Source organism: Candidatus Limnocylindrales bacterium (assembly GCA_035559535.1).
Classification (GTDB): Bacteria; Moduliflexota; Moduliflexia; order Moduliflexales; family JAUQPW01; genus JAUQPW01.
In genome coordinates, this window is the sequence record DATMBG010000051.1 from 62011 (window position 1) to 78837 (window position 16827).

Below are 16827 nucleotides of genomic sequence, written 5' to 3' on the forward strand. Positions count from 1 at the left end.
ACCCATAAGATGGCCTTAGTTTTATTTAATAAATGAACCCACGCATTATCACAGACCCAAACCTTTTTAACGGAAAGCCTTTTATTAAAGGAGCGGGTGTCCCCATTCATACCATTTTAGATCTCCTATCAACAGGTTCTTCTTTCAATGACATTATTGCCAAATACCCCAAACTGACGGAAGATGATATCAGTGCAGCGGTGGAGTATGCCCTTTTAAAAACCCGGGACGAATTATTGAAACCTCCTGAACCTTCCGAACCCAAACCCTCTCCCTCCCCTCAACCCATAGGTCGCGGATTTCCTCGTATTCCTACCAGGCTGACACAACCCAAGGAACCGGCTGGGGGACAGGCATCGGAATCCCAGGTACCTCCCCATCGACCCATAAAATTCACGGACTCCCGACTTTCCGGACCACCAGAACCCAAACATCCCCCCCGACGACTGGTAGAACCCAGGCCTCCATCAAATCCGCCCCCGGGATCTGGACCCATTTCGGCCTCTCCCAGAGGACCCGAGTTGAAAAGGCCTTCGGAGTTCGATTTTAGGGTCGATAGATCAGAAGATGAATGGGAACTTTCCTTTTGGGATAAATTCACCCGAACCCTGGATCGAATCAAAACCTTTCTGGTTCTGACCACCAAAATTATTCTAGCCGTTCTGATTTTAACTTTGTTTGGCTTTTTCGTTTACTATCTGGTTAATGGGGAGCCAAGTATAACGGTTTTACCTTTTGAGAGCGGTATGGGATTTGAGACCTCGGAAGCCATGGGTGAAAGCCTGGCCAATCAACTGGTCGGTGAATTGGTGCGAATTCAAGATCTTCAAAAGTTCTCTAAGGAAGAAGAACACCCCCTGATACGGACTCTCTTAGAAGAGAAGCCAATTCTTCTACCTCCTGCTACAGAACCCCTTCGGGTTACCTTTAAAAAGGCCGAGTCTATTCGACTGGGTTCCTTCAAAATACCCCTTTATCCTGCCCTTTTAGAGGCTAAAAAGCTGTTGAATCAGGAAGATAAATTCCTCTCAGGAAGTATCCAGAAATTTGGATCCTCCTACTCCATTGTGGCGTCCTTAGGCAAGAAAAAATTTTTTAATGTATCCGAAACAGATCTGGAAGTCTATCCCCCTGCGCCTGAAACCGAACGTCCTGATGAGAAGATTCAGAAGCTTATCCGAATTTTAGCCTATAAATTGGCCTCTGCCCACGTAAGTACTATACTCCCCTCTTCTACCGATGAGGGATGGAGAAGTTATTTTTACTTTTCAGAGGGCTTAGAAGCCTACCAAAAATTTCTTTCAAATCCCAAAACCCATGGAAAAGATTGGGAATTGGCCCTGGATAACTTTCAAAAGGCTCTGGCTTTCCACTATGCAAATCCTAAGACCCACTTTAATCTGGGATTGGCCCATGAGATCGCTGTAGATCAGGAGATTTCAGAATCCAAATCTAAAACCGAGCATTTGAACAAAGCGGCTGAAGCTTATCGAGAAGCTATTAAACTGAAACCCGACTTTCCGGAAGCTTATTACCAGCTTTCAACCCTTTACAGGGTCCAGAAGGATTATCCCCGGGCCATATGGAATCTTAATAAAGCCATTGAAATTAAAACGGCGATCCGGGATCAAAATCTGAATTCCTCGACAGGTAGCTCTGAATTTTCAGATAAGTTTTTATTCCCCCTTCTCCATTTAAAATTAGGAGAACTTTACCTTTTAACAGGCAAATACGGGGAGGCCAAAAATGTCTATCAAAGTCTGTTGTCTCTAGGAGAAAAGGTGTCAGAACCCGGAAAATATGATCCCACGCAGAAGGAAGTGGAAACCCTGGCTCATTACGGGCTGGCGAAAGTTTACCAGGCCTCTGGGGATTTTAACGCTGCAGTCCGAGAATATAACGAGGTTTTAAAATCGGATCTTCAACCCTCTTTAAAGACCCTGGCCCATCGAAGTATCGGACAACTTTATACCGAGCAGGGTAAATATTCCGAGGCCATTTTTGAATACCAACAGGCCCTTCGGCTTAATCCAGAAGATGAAAAATCCCATCTCCAGCTCAGCCTTGCCTACTCCCATTTAAATCAATACCCCGAAGCCATTAAAGAACTAAAGGAAGCCATCCAGATTAATCCCAACTATGCAGAGGCCTATCAGGCTTTGGGAGATGTTTATTTTAGACAAAACAAGACCTATGAGGCTATAGAAGCTTATAAACAGGCTCTTCAGATACGACCCGAATATCCAGAAGCGCTTTACGGCCTGGGACTTGCTTATGCTCGGCGGCAAGCTAATGCCGAAGCCATCGAACAATATCAGAAAGTTCTTCAAATAGATCCCAAGTTTCCGGGAGTACGAACGAATCTCGGCTTGATTTACTACCGTTTAGGTAAATACCCGGAAGCCATTTCTGAGTTTATTCAAGTTTTGCAAGAACATCCTGAAGATGCCTGGTCTCATTTAGGTATTGGGCTTGTCCATGCGAAACAAGGCCATTATTCAGAAGCAGAAGCAAAGTACCGGGAAATACTCCAGATCAATCCTAATTTTGCTCCGGCCCATAACCACCTTGGACAGGTTTATGCCGCTCAGAAAAAATTTTCGGAGGCCATAGCCGAATACAAAAAGGCTTTAGAGCTTGATCTGGAGTATGCAGAAGCCCATGCGAATTTAGGTATCGCCTATGTAGAGATGGGAAAATATGATGAAGCCCTTTCTGAATTGAAAACGGCCCTCAAGTTGAATGAAGCTCTCCCCGAAGCTCAAGTTGGCCTGGGGAAAGTTTATACGAAACAGGGTCTGATTCCGAAAGCGATAGCCGCTTATCAGGAGGCTTTGCGACTGGATGATAAAAATGTGGAAGCTCTCTATGGATTGGCTACCCTTCTCCTATCCCAGGATAAAGCCTCCGAGGCTCTGGTTAAACTTCAACAGGCCCTAGAAATTAATCCTAACTTCCTGGAAGCCCGGCTGAGCCTGGCCAAGATCTATCTTCAACAGGGTGATTACCCGAAGGCCACCGAAGAATTTAAGAAAGTCCTTAAACTCGACCCTAAAAATACCGAAGCCTCCCAGGGGTTAGAACAGGCTGAGCAAAACCTTTCTAAATAGGAATCTTTGGATTTATTCAAAGTTCACCTTCTCTGCAATAACATAAATCGGTTTGTGCTGAGATTCATAGTACATACGTACCATAATTTCCCCCAAAAGTCCCATGCAGATTAAAATAATTCCGACCAGGAAAAAGATGATGGAGAGTAGAAAAGTAGAGTTATTACTGAGGAGCGTATGATAGGTGAACTTAAAAGATAAGGAAACAATGAGCAAAAACAACGAGCAAACCATAAAGAAAAGCCCTATTGAGCCGAACAAATGGAGAGGCTTTGTTGAATAACTCAGTAAAAATTTAACATTAATCAGGTCTAGAAGGACCTTAATAGTTCGAGATAAGCCGTATTTACTGTTTCCATATTCCCGGGGACGATGATTAACTTTAATTTCGGCAACGCGCACTCCCATCCAACTGGCTAAAGCCGGGATAAATCGATGCATTTCACCATAAAGCTGAATGCCGTCCAGAATCTCCTTCTTATAGGCTTTGAGCGTACACCCGTAATCATGGAGGTGGACCCGGGTAGTTATGGAAATAAGCTTGTTGGCCAGATAAGACGGCAATTTTCGGGTCAAAAACCGGTCCTTTCTGTTCTCTCGCCATCCACTTACAACGTCATACCCCTCTTCCATCTTTTCTAAGAGGCGGGGAATATCTTCTGGATCATTTTGGAGATCTCCATCCATAGGGATAACTACTTTACCCCTGGCCAGATCAAACCCGGCAGATAAAGCAGCAGTTTGACCGAAATTCCTTCTAAATCGAACCAGCTTGAGATTCGGATCCTGCTCGGCCAGTTTTTTGAGGGTTTTGAATGTTCCATCCGAACTTCCATCATCTACAAGAATGATTTCGTAAGTTTTTTTGATTTTATCTAAAACACTCTTCACCTGGGGGATTAATATCTTGATATTGGTCTCTTCGTTATAAACCGGAATGACTACCGATAGATCTATATCCATCATAAAACTCCTTTTAAATCATTACAAGTAAGGTCTCCTGGTTCTTTTTTCTGTTTTTTCAGATTCAACCGATTTTTTATTTCTTTCCGAGAAAATGGGAGTTTCTTTCTTATTAAAATTTTCTTTGTAAGCTACCGGCAATGGCCTTTTCCTGCTCGGCTTCTGGAATCATGCCCTTCTTTTGATAGAATCTGGATAAACTGGTATGGAGCAGGGGGTCCTGGGGATCCAGTTCAATGGCCTTTTTAATTGTTACAATGGCTTCATCCAGAGCCTCTTTTTTTTCGTAGGCCATAGATAGGGCCAGATAAGCCATTGTAAATTGGGGATCTAAGGCGATAGCTTTTTGATACTCGGCGATGGCCTCATCCACCAGGCCTTTAGCAAAAAAGTTAAATCCTTGCTCATAATGTTCTTCTTTGGTACTCATAACCGGTCATCTTCCTTTTTAACTGGATAAGTCGTCTTGTTGCGTTACAGGGAATTTAATGCCTAATTTAGGCTATCTGAAAAAAAAGTCAACCTAAAAGCGGTTATTCATAGAAACATTTTCTACCCTTAATAGTATGGGCGACCGGCCGGTCGCCCCTACAATCCCCCTCTGTTTAGGTTTTCGCCCCTTCATTAAAATAGCGGTATAAAGACAGATTATTTTCACTTCACTCTGGATGACAGGATACATCTGGATGACAGGATCCACGTTGGATTACAAGTGAGTGGCATCAGATATGGGACTTTCCAAGGTTGGGGAGATAAAAACCTTTAGGGGAAAGAAGGTAGGGGCCAGAAATCAGAACCGGAATAATTTCTAAGTTCTGATTTCTGGTCCTTGATTTTTAAATCAGGTTTAATTCCTTCAATCCGATCCTTAGTTTTTCCTTGTTGGCCTCTCCCATTTCGCACAGGGGTAATCGGAAGTAGGCCTTCATTTTACCCATCATTTCAAGGGCGGTCTTAACCGGAATGGGATTGGTCTCGATGAAGTTGAGATTCATGAGAGAGAACAATTGATTATGGATTTTAAGGGCTTCATCAAATTTTTTATCCAGGCAGAGATGAATCATCTGACTGAATAATCTGGGTGTTTCGTTGGCTACCACCGAGATACAACCATCTCCACCTAGAGCGATCAGGGGATAAGCAAAGACGTCATCTCCGGCAAGGACCCTAAAATGAGAGGGACGGTCCTTTAGAATCTGCATCATCTGGACGATGTTTCCGGAAGCTTCTTTAACGGCTACAATATAAGGTTCCTGGGCCAGGCGGAGGAGTGTTTCTGCGGTGATATTCGTTCCGGTTCTGCTGGGAACGTTATAAACGACGACGGGAATTTGGACTTCTTGGGCAATGGCTTTGTAATGCCGGGCGATACCCTCCTGGGTGGGTTTATTATAATAGGGGCATACGATTAAAACCCCTTGTGCCCCCAGGGCTTTAGCTCGTTTGGACATTTCAATGCTGGCAGCCGTGTTATTGGTTCCAGCACCTGCGATAACCGGAATGCGCCCGCGGGCTTCTTCTATTACAATTCGGATGACACGCTCTTGTTCTTGATGCGTCATGGTTACGCTTTCACCGGTGGTTCCACAGGGTACAATGGCATCTGTACCCTCTTCGATATGCCAGTTAACTAGCTCCCGAAGTTTTTCCTCGTCCACCTCCCCGGTTTTCTTGAAAGGAGTAACCAACGCAACGATAGAACCTCGAAAGATGGACGTGTCGGTAATAGTACTCATAGTTTTCTCTTTTCTGTCCGTTGCCTGTTGTCTGTTGCCCATTGTAAATGAAAAGCTATACAACGGACGACGAACAACGGACGACGAACAACAGACAAATTTTTTACCTTAACACATCGGCCATGGTATAAAAACCCTTCTTGCCTTGGATCCATTTAGCTGCCAAAACAGCTCCCATGGCAAAGCCTTTCCGACTTCGTGCCACGTGTTTGATTTCAATGGTATCCGCCTCGGAATCAAATCCGACTATGTGGGTTCCCGGGATAAATCCGGCCCGAACACTGGCAACATGTAACTCCTCTTTCTCGATCCTTCGGTCTAATCTATCAAACACCAATTTTTTTTTCCTGTCAATATGATCCAGTAAAATTTTTCCAATAACCTTGGCCGTTCCACTGGGACTATCTACCTTTTGATTGTTATGAAGCTCATAACAGAATACATCGTACATCTCATAGCGATTGAAGAGCCTGGCTGCCTCCTCTATCAATTTGTAGAACAGATTCATCCCCAAGGAGAAATTCGGCGAATAGACAAATCCGATTCCTCCCTCTTCCACAACCTTTTTAATTTCATCCAGCCGATCATACCATCCCGTGGTTCCTACAACCATATTCTTACCGAGTCTGGCCATCTTCTTAATGTTATCCACCGTTACAGAAGGAGCCGTAAATTCAATACCCACATCAATATCTTTTACGCTCTCCTCGGTAATGTCGGGAAAATCCGCTTCCTTGACCAAAGGATCTATAATAGCTCGCACCACCAGGCCTTGCTCAATAGCCGTAGACTGTATTTCTTTTCCCATTTTCCCGTATCCTATGATGGCAATATTCATGCTTCCCCTCACCTCCTTGACAGATTTATTTGTTTACTTACCCAACATGATTGTATTATGAACAAGGAAAGAGATCCTTGACAAGAAGTTTTTTGTTTAAATTTAAAGAAAAGCATGTCCTTCAATAAGGAAACTATAAATAGGTCCTATCAGGAAAACAACGTAATATTGGATCAGTGCGCTCTGCAGGGCAAATTCCGAAAATAAGAAAATATCCAGCGGATAGTCCACGAGCCTTACTCTCATAAGAACCAGATTTATCACCCCATTTCGCCCCCGTAGGGGAAGCCAGAAAATCGTACGAATCAAAGAACTCGTCCAAAAAGGGATAACCAGGAGAACCATCCCCATAAGCCCTCTTTTCTGAGAGATTTTTCGGGCCAGAAAATAAGCCGCCGGATAAACTACAAGCCCACCAAGAAGCATCGTGGGGGCGCAATACCTGTGGTCCGTAAAACGGTATCTAAAATTATAGGGTTACCGAAGATACCAAGATAATTTTGAGGGGTAAAAGATTTCTCCCCTCCTAAAGGGAGTGGGGTATAAAAGCTATAAAGGAGAAGAAAACCCAAAGAAAAATCCCCATCCCTGTCATGGCCAGAGTCAGAAATCCGATTCTTTTTAAAGAGGGTTTCATACGGCTTAATATGAATTCGGATCTGGATTCTAGACTCCTGACTTTTAATAATTTTGCTTCACATTTTGGTTGACAGATTCTGGAAGTCCCCCCTATTTTTGATATAGATTATCAATTTCAACTATCAAAAACTCACAACAACCGAAAATTCAAAAGGACCTATTTAACAAGGAGTGTTTAGCATGAGAACCAAAATCCTCATTTTTTTATTTTTAATAGGGATTATCTTCATCTGGAATAACGGGTCTATGGTCCAGGCGACCGGGGAAAAATCACCCTGGAATGCGGTAGTAGCCAAGATCGATAACACCTTGAAAGAAGCTTTAAAAGCCCAGCAAGCAGGAGATATGGAAAAAGCCAAGGAGTTGATTACCGAAGCCTATTTCGGTACCTTTGAGGCCAGCGATATGGAAGATGCCATCAAAGAACATATTTCCTCGCAGAACGCTTTAGACCTGGAATCCCGATTTGGTAAAATTCGACAAAGCCTGATTTCTCAGGCCCCGGCGGCATCGACAGAAAATCTTATCAATGAGCTTGTCACAGAGCTTAAAAAAACAATTCCGGCCCTGGATCAGGCCAAAGCGGTCCCTAAGATAAAGGTGGAACCTTCTTCTCCTGCACCCTCGGGGGATAAACCTGCAGAGGGGTCTCCTTCCCCACCTTCCAAACAAAATAAAACTTCTTTCCAGGATCAGGTGATCGCTTTAAAAGGTACCCTGGCTAAAGCCTTAGAGACTTACCGCAGTGGAGATCATAAAAAAGCGAAAAACATGGTTTCTGAAGCCTACTTTGAGCAATTTGAAGGAATGGAAGCAGCCATTGCGGTTAAATCCGATGCCTTAAAAACCGAACTGGAATCCCTCTTTGGTAAGGTCATCAGTTTAATGGGATCGGATGCCTCCAACGAGGAGGTCGAGAAGATGATCAAATCCCTGGAGGCAAAACTAGATCAGGCTGTTCAGCTTCTTACTCAGGAAAAGGAAGGTAAAACTTCCCTTTTTTTTAATTCCCTCATTATTATCACCCGGGAAGGTTTCGAAGCGATTCTGATTGTCAGTGCTTTGGCGGCCTATCTGGCCCGAATTGGACATTCAGATAAAGTTAAATTTATTTATCAGGGTTCTATCGTGGCAATGTTGGCCAGTTTCCTGATAGCTTTCCTATTTCAAACCCTTTTCAGGACCTTTACTTCCAGTCGGGAGTTTCTGGAAGGGGCCACGATGATCCTGGCTTCTGTTGTTCTTTTTTATGTCAGTTACTGGTTGATCAGTAAGGCTCAGGCCAGTAAATGGCAGCAATTTATTCAAAAGAAAGTCCAGGAGTCCCTTTCCAAAGGAAGCCTGATGGCTCTCTGGTTCACAGCCTTTTTAGCTGTTTTCAGGGAAGGCGCTGAGACGGTTTTATTTTATCAAGCGCTCTTATCCAGCGCTGAAATGGGGGGAGAACTCAACATTATTTTGGGTTTCCTGGTAGGATGTGGTCTATTGGTAGTCCTTTTCCTTCTTTTCAAATACGGAAGCCTCAAAATTCCCATCAAAACCTTCTTTACCGTTACCAGTATTCTTCTTTACTATCTGGCTTTTGTTTTTGCAGGCAAGGGAATTGTCGAGCTCCAAACGGCCGGGGTATTGGAAGCAACACCGGTTAAGTACATACCTACCATCGGTATCTTTGGTATTTATCCTACCCTGCAATCCCTGTTAATTCAAGGGCTTTTACTGCTTGCAGCCCTTTTTGCCATGATTTATGTGTTTTTACAAACGCCCAAGGTAAATACGGCGCGTTAAATTCCCATTCAACAAGGAGGTTTTTAACTTGAAAGCCGTCGTTAAAAAATCGGTGGGGTTTGGTAACGTAGAACTCATGGAAATTCCGGAGCCTGTCCCGGGACCGTATCAGGTGAAGATCGAGGTAAAGGCTGCCGGGATTTGTGGGACCGATATTCATATTCTTCGGGATGAATATCGAAGTGTTCCACCGGTTACGTTGGGTCACGAGGTTTGTGGGCAGATAGCCGAGGTCGGGGAGAAGGTCACCAGAGTTCGTCCAGGAGACCGGGTAACCACGGAAACCTATTTTTCAACCTGTGGAACGTGCCGTTTCTGCCGTTCCGGAAATCCCAATCTCTGCCCGGAGCGCCGGTCTATTGGAACCCATGTCCATGGGGGCTTTGCAAAGTACCTGATCGTTCCCGAGGGAAACGTACATAAACTCCCGGATACCGTGGATTATATCGGAGGGGCCCTCTGTGAACCACTGACCTGTTGCGTCAATGGGGTTCTGGAAAATACGCGAATCCTTCCTGAGGATGTGGTACTGATCTCAGGTCCGGGTTGTATCGGTCTCCTTTGTATGCAATTGGCTAAAACTGCCGGAGCAACCGCCATCATCTGTGGGATGAGTCAGGATGCCGCACGCCTGAAACTGGCTAAGGAGTTGGGGGCTGATGTAACTGTAGATATACAGAAAGAAAAGCTGGATGAGATCGTCCTGGATTTGACAAAGGGATATGGAGCCGATGTGGTCATCGAATGTGCCGGGGCAGAGAAGTCGGCCCAGCAATGCCTGAATCTGGTTCGTCGAGGTGGGCAATATACACAGATGGGACTCTTTTCCAGGCCTGTTAATCTGGATCTAAATACCCTGGTGATGAAAAACGTCTATATGACCGGAGTTTTCGCCCATGTACCTAAAGCATGGCTTCGGACCATCGCCCTTCTTGAACAGGGCAAGGTCAAGACCCGTCCCCTTGTGACTTGTCAGTTGCCATTGGAGGAGTGGCAACAAGCCTTCGATAAGGTGAGTGCCGGAACAGAATGTAAAGTGGTTCTTTGTCCCTAATAAAAATAAATAAGAGATAATACAACCTATTTTATTATAATTTAACGGGGGTACGGACGGACTGAAAATATTAATTGATAGTCTTCTCGATCATAGGGATGAGAACCAAAAAAGGGAAGAACACCCGGATTATCAACCTCGGCTGCAACTTCATAGTTCCCGGCAAGCAGGAGGATTGTTTCGGTACTCCAAGGCCTTAAAGTGACCTGACGGATGCTGGGACCCCGGAAGTAAACGGTTAAATTATTTGGGGTATCATTAAGGATCTTGACCCGGGGAGTTTGACTAAACTCCGGTTCTATGACGTCCGGGAGGGGAATGGTTATATGATTCCTGGCCCGAATAGTCTGAATGCGCTGCTCTATCGTTAAAGCAGACGGGTCTAAAGCCTTGCCCCTGGGTTCTCGGGCCGGTACAGGAGATAGACCGGCCAGAAGGAAGATCAGACTCATGATCCCTGTTAATAAGTTCCAACGCCTTTTCATCTCCGATGACCTCGCTTATCTAAAATCCCCCGAGATTACCCCCTTCTCTGTCTCCAGGAAGTTCCAGGGGATTCAACTCTTGTCGAAACAGGTTTTGTATCTATGTATATTTAAACAGAATCGCGCCATTTTTGTCAAGATTTTTCTGGAAAGTACTTTTTTCTTGACAAAGATCCCTTTTTCGGAGTAAGACACCAAAATAACAGATTTTTACCCTTTCTACCTTGTGCTTTTCAGGGCTATTCCAATTTTAAATATCTGAACGGTCAAACCGATATAAAATTATTAACCTGAATTAACCTGAGGGGGAGTAAAGGTATGAAGAGAGGAAGTTTCAGAAGAGATTCCCTGTTTAAGATTCTGTTTGTTTTGGTCTTTTTCATCGGTTTTGTGGGGGAGATCGGCTTCTCGGAAGAGATAAGCGGACGTACGGTCGTTGAGACCAAGTGCGCGGTGTGTCATTTTCAAACGGATGGGATGCGAAGCCGTATCTCGTTCCAAAGGAAAACGCCTGAAGGGTGGGAAATGACGGTCACACGGATGCAGATAGTTAACGGCTTACAAATTACTCCGGAAGAAAAAAAAGCCGTCATTAAATATTTGAGTGATGAATATGGACTGGCTCCGGAAGAAGTTAAAGATTATCAATACCTTCTAGAAAGGAAGGATTGGATTGTAGAAAAGCTTCCGGAGTCTTTATCTCTGGTCAAGACTGTCTGTACCCGGTGCCATAGTTTTGCCCGAGCCGCTCTTCAAAGACGGACATTGGAAGACTGGCTTTTGCATATAGATTTTCATGTAGCCGCCTTTCCAACCATAGAGTATCAAGCCGGGGGAAGAAATATTGATTGGTATGGAGACGCTAAAAAAGTGGCAGAGATTCTGGCCAAGGAATTCCCCTTTGAATCCGATGCCTGGACAAAATGGAAAAATAAACCCGACAAGCCAGACCCTCAGGGGAAATGGCGTGTGATCGGTTATCAACCCGGCGTGGGAAGTTACCAGGGTATTGTAGAAATAACTCGAGCCGGAGGAGATCATTACAAAGAAACCTTTACGGTGGAATATGAAAACGGAACCAAACTTTCGGGAACCGGCGTTGGAACCCTCTATACGGGATTTCAATGGCGGGGCAGTGTGAAACTGGACAATGGAGGCAGGGCCAGGGAAGTTCACTTTCTCTCTGAAGATGGCAATACCTTATCCGGTCGATGGTTTTTACCGGATCACAGTGAAATAGGCGGAGAGGATATCGCCTATAAGATAGGAAGTGGATCCAAAGTACTAGCGGTAAGTCCAAAAGCTCTCAAAACATCCCAGGGAACCACTACCCTTAAGATTTTCGGTGTGGATCTTCCAAAAAATCTTCAAGCTAAAGATATCTCATTGGGAGAAGGACTTTCAGTAACCAAGATTAACCAGGCAGACGACCAGACTTTAACCCTTGAGGTTACCATAGATGGGAAGGCACCCATCGGAAAACGGAATGTAACCGTAGGTCAGATAACCGGTCTGGAACTCCTAAGGGTTTATGACAAGGTCGATTATATCAAAATTGTTCCGGATTCGGCAATTGCTCGTCTTGGGGGGACTACCGCACCCAAACAACTTCAGCAGTTTGAAGCTATTGCCTTTTCCAACGGTCCTGATGGAACCAGAGGGACCGAAGATGATATGGATTTGGGACTTGTGAAAGCTAAGTGGGAAGTTAAGGAATTCTTCCGAACCTTTGATGAAGAGGATGTCAAGTATATGGGATCTATCGATCAGAATGGGTTGTATACCCCAGGGGAAGAAGGCCCTAACCCGGAGAGACCTTTTGAAACCAATAATGCCGGAGATGCCTGGGTGGTAGCAACCTATCAACCGGAGGGAGCTAAACCCCTTATGGCTCGAGCGTTTTTAATTGTAACCCTTCCCAGATGGAATAAACCCCCTTTAAGATGAAAAAAGCACTGAGTATTAAGTGCTGGGTACTGGGTAATACTGATTTATTACTCAGCACTCAGTACTCAGTATTCAGTACTCAGTACTCGAATGCCTACCCTTCAACTTAATCCGGAAAACTTCCATGATGTGGAGGTCAACGGAAAAAGGTATGTAATGGCAGTGAGGGATACTTCCATCTTTGAGCTGGATGAAGCATCCTCGGTTTTATTAGATCACTTGAAATCCGAAAGGACGGTAACCTCAGAAAGCCTATTTCGGGTCATGGAAGCTAAATATTCCCGGGAGCAGATCCAGGAGATTTTAGAAGGACTGACAGAACTTCAGATTATTACCCAAGATCCTGGAAAAGAAATACCTGTTAAAAAGAAAGTAGAGATCAAAAGCACTCCGCTCACAACCATTGTACTAAACGTCAGCAACAAGTGTAATATGGGGTGCCACTACTGTTATGGGGAGGGATTCGAAGATCTTAAAACTGGCAAACAAATGGAATGGGAAGTGGCCAAACAGAGTGTGGATTTTCTGTTTGAGAACAGCGGATCCAATAAAAAATTGACGATAGTCTTCTTTGGAGGCGAGGCTTTACTTAACTTTAAACTCATCAAGCAGGTTGTACCCTATGCCAAAGACCTGGCAAAGAAGATGGGTAAATGGGTGGACTTTACCGTAACGACCAATGCGACCGTCCTTAATAAGGAGATGATTCATTTTCTAAAGGAACATCGATTCGGGGTTACGGTCAGTATCGATGGCCCTAGGGAGATTCATGATCAGCAAAGGGTCTTTAAGGGAGGACAGGGAACCTACGACGTAATTGTTCCGAAGGTCAAGGAGTTGTTGAGTACCTATCGGTCTCGACCTATTGGAGCCAGGGTAACATTGACGCGAGGGGTTACCCAAGTGCAGAGGATTTTTGATCACCTCATGGAGTTGGGGTTCTATGAAGTCGGATTTTCGCCGGTTACCTCGGGAAGTAACCAAAGTTTTGCCTTAACGGTGGTCGATTTGGCGGAAATTTATGCAGGCTTCAGGGAACTGGCTCAAATTTTTCTAGAAAAGGCTTTGAAGGACGAGTACCTGGGCTTCTCTAATCTCAGTCAAATCGTCATGGACTTTTATCATGGAACCAACAAATTCCTTCCCTGTGGAGCTGGAATCGGGTTACTGGATATAGACCCCAAAGGAGATGTTTATCTCTGCCATCGATTCCCAAGCACGCCGGGTTCTGAAGTCCACTCTTATGGAAACGTCCAGAAAGGTGTAGATTTTACGGGTCTTCGAATGTTTTTGGGGGAGGCCCATATTGATAATAAAGCAGATTGCAGCAAATGCTGGATTCGGCACCTTTGTGCAGGAGGCTGCTATCATGAAGCCTTTACACGATATGGAGATGCGCTGCATCCCAATTTGCATTATTGCGATATTTTAAGAAGCTGGCAAGAGATCGGGCTTCGAGTCTATTTAGAAATTATGGAGAAAAACCCCGGGTTTATTACAAAATATTTAGAACCAAGGAGGGCAAATTATGAAACACTTTAAACCTGTGAATAAAAAGGCTCAAGCTACTTATCTTTCCCAGGGAGAAGAAACCGTTGACCCCAAGGAAGAGAGAACGGATCTAAAAGAAGAAAAGGCAGACGTGGTAGGTATGCAAATGCCTCTGGCCTGTGCCTCTACGCTGGATCCCGGATGGGAAGTAGATCCTTTTGGCGGGGTAGCTCAACTTTGTCAACCCATGGAATCCGACCTATATGGTTGTACAGACCCTTGCTGGTGGCCTGCGCAAGTCCCGGATAACCTGAATACCTATCCCAACTGGTCTGCCAGTTGTAATGCAGCCGTCCAGGATTGGCGAACGCTGGAAACGGTATTCCCGGAAGAGGAACCGGAAGCGTAAGGAATAGTAGGGGGGGTGTGGAAGTATGGGAGTGTTAAAAGAAGTGTGGGAGTGTGGGGGTGTGGGAGTGATACCCCCATACTCCCACACCCCCCCTACTTTCTTTCACACTCCCATACTCCCACACTAAGAAGTTTATGACTAACAAAACCAGGTCTGTTTGGATGGGATGGTTCTGTTTTGTGATTTTAGTGGGGATCTTCGTTTTGAACTCTGAGCATGCTCCAGGAAAAGATTTGCTGATTGCCGCAAGCCGTAGTAATTATGTTTATGTCATCGATGGAACAACCGATGAAATCATTAAAACTATCGAATTGCAGGGACGTGGATTTCCTTTTAAGATTGCTACAGACCCCGCAGGAAAAAAGGTCTACGTCATTACCAATCGCTGGGAAACTATTGCCATTGTTGATATTGAACAGGGGAAACAGATAGATCAAATTGAGCTTTCAACACCCAACGAGCGGGTTAAGGCTATAGAAATTGCCGTTAATCGGGCTGGTGACAAGCTGTATGTTTATGAAGCTCCGGTAGAACTGGCATCGGACCGGTATAAAGTACTCCCAACCCGAATTCGAGTGATCGATCTGGCTACAAAGAAATTTATCCGGAGCTTCGAGGTCCCCAGACAGGTCTCCCTTCTGTATTTCTCCACAGATGGAAAAAAGCTGTATGCCCAGGGTCCAGATATTTACGTCCTTGATCCCGATCAAGGTAAGGTTATCGATACCATTCCCCTCAAAAATATAGGTATTACCGGTTTGGGAGAGGTGGATGTTCTTAATTTCTGGCCCCATTATGAACAAACCAATATCGTTTCCAATGTTTGGTCGGCTCCAGATACCATTAAAGGAAATTTTGTGGTAGGTATTATGAACCTGGATTTGAACAACGGCAATACCGAATGGATGGAGCTGGAAGTATTCAGTAACATTATCTTTTCCTCGGTGATTTCCCCAACCGAGAAAAAAGCTTACCTGATTTATACCACGCTCAGCAAAGTGGACCTGGATCAAAAACGGATTACCGACCGAGTTAAGCTGGATCATACCTACTACGCCGGAAACATCAGCAGTGATGGTAAGAAACTCTACCTGGGAGGAACCCAACGGGACATCGCCGTCTACGATACTTCCACCCTGAAGCAGTTAAAGAAAATTCTCCTTAAAGGAGATCAATCCGTTGCTTCACTTAAGATGATTAAAGTCCCTTAGGGTCTAGGAGTGTGGGGGTATATGAGTATGGGCGTGTGGAAGTTGTGGAAGTATGGGGGTGTGGGGGTATAGGCGTATAAGTACTTAGCCTCCCATACTCCCACACTCCCATACTCCCACACTCCCATACTTCCATATTTCCATTATGGAATGGGCCATTCTCCTCAAAGAACCCGGAGATCTGAACCGTTTAGAAGAATTCGGTACCTTTCAAAGGATCTCCCAGACAGAGCTGGAGGACGAAGATCCGCTGAATCCTTACCGGAGGCTTTTCTACCAACAGGTTTCCAAATACTTTAACTCCTTGGTCTTCACAAGGGTTTATTTCGGGAATGAGTTCTGCCAGCATTTGATCCCAAGTTTGGGTAAGCTCAAACGGGTTTATGAAGACTGCAAGGAAAGAGGAGTTAATTTTTCTTTTGTGACCCCTTATGTCACCGATAAAGGGATCAAGCGACTTAGGCCGCTGTTGGATTTCCTTGCGGACTCCGCCCCTCACACAGAGGTTATTGTAAACGACTGGGGCGTTTTGAGAATGCTCAAACGGAACTATCCTGAATTACAACCGGTCCTAGGCAGACTGATGAACAAAATGCTACGGGATCCCAGGGTAACAGGCTTATATAAGCAGACCGCTCCGGAGACTGTGATAAAAACCCTCAATGAACCTGCGATGGCTGCAACCCTTTATCAACAATTCTTGACAGGATTGGGAGTCAGGACCTTAGAGTTTGATGTCCTTTTACAGGGGATGAACTTTTCCAGCCTGGCAGATAGCGGTCTTACCGTCTCGGTCTACGTTCCCTATGGTTTTGTAGCTACCGGGCGTGTCTGTATGATTGGTTCCCTGCATCTCCCAAAACCTAAAAAGTTTGATGTGGATATCAGGTGTTCCTTTGAATGCCAGGAATATACCACCGAGTTACATTATACTTCGCCGGTCAACAAAGTTGATCAGAAGTATTTTCAAAAGGGGACAACGGTTTTTTATACCCATAGCAGTGAAATGTTGGCCTCCACCTTTGAAGAAGCCCTCCGGGGGAGAATACACCGGATTATTTATCAACCCGGATTAATGTGACGTTGCCCGTTGTCTATAAGGTCGTGGTGAAGGGGGATGAACTCCCCGTACCCTTCTTCATTCTTCCACTTC

The 16827-nt window shown here is 44.8% G+C and carries 14 protein-coding genes; 8 read left to right on the forward strand and 6 right to left on the reverse strand.

The genetic code is table 11. The features are described from left to right. Nucleotides 1-32: 32 nt before the first annotated feature. Entirely contained in the window at nucleotides 33-3110 is a 3078-nt protein-coding gene (locus VNM22_18790) for a tetratricopeptide repeat protein (protein HWP49210.1), read from the forward strand. Between the two features lie 12 nt (nucleotides 3111-3122). Here the strand turns inward: VNM22_18790 and VNM22_18795 are convergent, their stop codons facing one another. The 5 genes from VNM22_18795 to VNM22_18815 form a co-directional block, all read right to left on the reverse strand. Beyond that, nucleotides 3123-4076 carry a glycosyltransferase gene (locus VNM22_18795; GenBank protein ID HWP49211.1) on the reverse strand — a complete coding sequence of 318 codons (954 nt, stop codon included), beginning with the start codon at nucleotides 4074-4076 and terminating at the stop codon, nucleotides 3123-3125. 109 nt (nucleotides 4077-4185) lie between these two features. Then, entirely contained in the window at nucleotides 4186-4503 is a 318-nt protein-coding gene (locus VNM22_18800; GenBank protein ID HWP49212.1) for a tetratricopeptide repeat protein, read from the reverse strand. 406 nt (nucleotides 4504-4909) lie between these two features. Beyond that, entirely contained in the window at nucleotides 4910-5809 is a 900-nt protein-coding gene (gene dapA, locus VNM22_18805) for a 4-hydroxy-tetrahydrodipicolinate synthase (protein ID HWP49213.1), read from the reverse strand. Nucleotides 5810-5912: 103 nt separating this feature from the next. Continuing rightward, entirely contained in the window at nucleotides 5913-6647 is a 735-nt protein-coding gene (gene dapB, locus VNM22_18810; GenBank protein HWP49214.1) for a 4-hydroxy-tetrahydrodipicolinate reductase, read from the reverse strand. A 102-nt stretch (nucleotides 6648-6749) separates the two neighbouring features. After that, the gene (locus VNM22_18815) at nucleotides 6750-7073 is read right to left on the reverse strand and encodes a hypothetical protein (protein ID HWP49215.1); all 324 of its coding nucleotides are present in this window, start codon (nucleotides 7071-7073) and stop codon (nucleotides 6750-6752) included. Nucleotides 7074-7466: 393 nt separating this feature from the next. Here VNM22_18815 and VNM22_18820 point away from each other — a divergent pair, with 393 nt between their 5' ends. Both VNM22_18820 and VNM22_18825 read left to right on the forward strand, forming a co-directional pair. Further along, nucleotides 7467-9074, forward strand: coding sequence for an FTR1 family protein (locus VNM22_18820; GenBank protein ID HWP49216.1), 1608 nt, complete (start codon nucleotides 7467-7469; stop codon nucleotides 9072-9074). A gap of 28 nt (nucleotides 9075-9102) precedes the next feature. After that, nucleotides 9103-10128, forward strand: coding sequence for a zinc-binding dehydrogenase (locus VNM22_18825; protein ID HWP49217.1), 1026 nt, complete (start codon nucleotides 9103-9105; stop codon nucleotides 10126-10128). Between the two features lie 41 nt (nucleotides 10129-10169). On the opposite strand, the gene VNM22_18830 is transcribed toward VNM22_18825, so the two are convergent. Next, a complete protein-coding gene (locus VNM22_18830; GenBank protein HWP49218.1) occupies nucleotides 10170-10613 on the reverse strand; it encodes a hypothetical protein in 444 nt (147 codons plus the stop codon). 318 nt (nucleotides 10614-10931) lie between these two features. On the opposite strand from VNM22_18830, the gene peaA reads away from it, so the two are divergent. The 5 genes from peaA to VNM22_18855 all read left to right on the forward strand — a co-directional run bounded on the left by peaA (nucleotide 10932) and on the right by VNM22_18855 (nucleotide 16755). Further along, entirely contained in the window at nucleotides 10932-12560 is a 1629-nt protein-coding gene (gene peaA / locus VNM22_18835) for a quinohemoprotein amine dehydrogenase subunit alpha (protein HWP49219.1), read from the forward strand. A 90-nt stretch (nucleotides 12561-12650) separates the two neighbouring features. Further along, nucleotides 12651-14102: a quinohemoprotein amine dehydrogenase maturation protein gene (gene peaB, locus VNM22_18840; GenBank protein ID HWP49220.1), complete on the forward strand. Its 1452-nt coding sequence runs from the start codon at nucleotides 12651-12653 to the stop codon at nucleotides 14100-14102. After that, complete coding sequence (gene qhpC, locus VNM22_18845) at nucleotides 14089-14460, forward strand: quinohemoprotein amine dehydrogenase subunit gamma (GenBank protein HWP49221.1); 372 nt, start codon at nucleotides 14089-14091, stop codon at nucleotides 14458-14460. The genes peaB and qhpC overlap by 14 nt, the downstream gene beginning before the upstream one ends. A gap of 137 nt (nucleotides 14461-14597) precedes the next feature. After that, nucleotides 14598-15674, forward strand: a complete 1077-nt coding sequence (peaD, locus tag VNM22_18850) for a quinohemoprotein amine dehydrogenase subunit beta (protein HWP49222.1) — start codon at nucleotides 14598-14600, stop codon at nucleotides 15672-15674. Between the two features lie 145 nt (nucleotides 15675-15819). Continuing rightward, complete coding sequence (locus tag VNM22_18855) at nucleotides 15820-16755, forward strand: hypothetical protein (GenBank protein HWP49223.1); 936 nt, start codon at nucleotides 15820-15822, stop codon at nucleotides 16753-16755. Nucleotides 16756-16827 lie beyond the last annotated feature (72 nt).

Bases quoted from the DNA above. Each gene is read 5' to 3' on its own strand.
- VNM22_18790 (HWP49210.1), top strand. From the start codon at position 33: ATGAACCCACGCATTATCACAGACCCAAACCTTTTTAACGGAAAGCCT.
- VNM22_18795 (HWP49211.1), bottom strand. From the start codon at position 4,076: ATGATGGATATAGATCTATCGGTAGTCATTCCGGTTTATAACGAAGAG.
- VNM22_18800 (HWP49212.1), bottom strand. From the start codon at position 4,503: ATGAGTACCAAAGAAGAACATTATGAGCAAGGATTTAACTTTTTTGCT.
- dapA (HWP49213.1), bottom strand. From the start codon at position 5,809: ATGAGTACTATTACCGACACGTCCATCTTTCGAGGTTCTATCGTTGCG.
- dapB (HWP49214.1), bottom strand. From the start codon at position 6,647: ATGAATATTGCCATCATAGGATACGGGAAAATGGGAAAAGAAATACAG.
- VNM22_18815 (HWP49215.1), bottom strand. From the start codon at position 7,073: ATGCTTCTTGGTGGGCTTGTAGTTTATCCGGCGGCTTATTTTCTGGCC.
- VNM22_18820 (HWP49216.1), top strand. From the start codon at position 7,467: ATGAGAACCAAAATCCTCATTTTTTTATTTTTAATAGGGATTATCTTC.
- VNM22_18830 (HWP49218.1), bottom strand. From the start codon at position 10,613: ATGAAAAGGCGTTGGAACTTATTAACAGGGATCATGAGTCTGATCTTC.
- peaA (HWP49219.1), top strand. From the start codon at position 10,932: ATGAAGAGAGGAAGTTTCAGAAGAGATTCCCTGTTTAAGATTCTGTTT.
- peaB (HWP49220.1), top strand. From the start codon at position 12,651: ATGCCTACCCTTCAACTTAATCCGGAAAACTTCCATGATGTGGAGGTC.
- qhpC (HWP49221.1), top strand. From the start codon at position 14,089: ATGAAACACTTTAAACCTGTGAATAAAAAGGCTCAAGCTACTTATCTT.
- peaD (HWP49222.1), top strand. From the start codon at position 14,598: ATGACTAACAAAACCAGGTCTGTTTGGATGGGATGGTTCTGTTTTGTG.
- VNM22_18855 (HWP49223.1), top strand. From the start codon at position 15,820: ATGGAATGGGCCATTCTCCTCAAAGAACCCGGAGATCTGAACCGTTTA.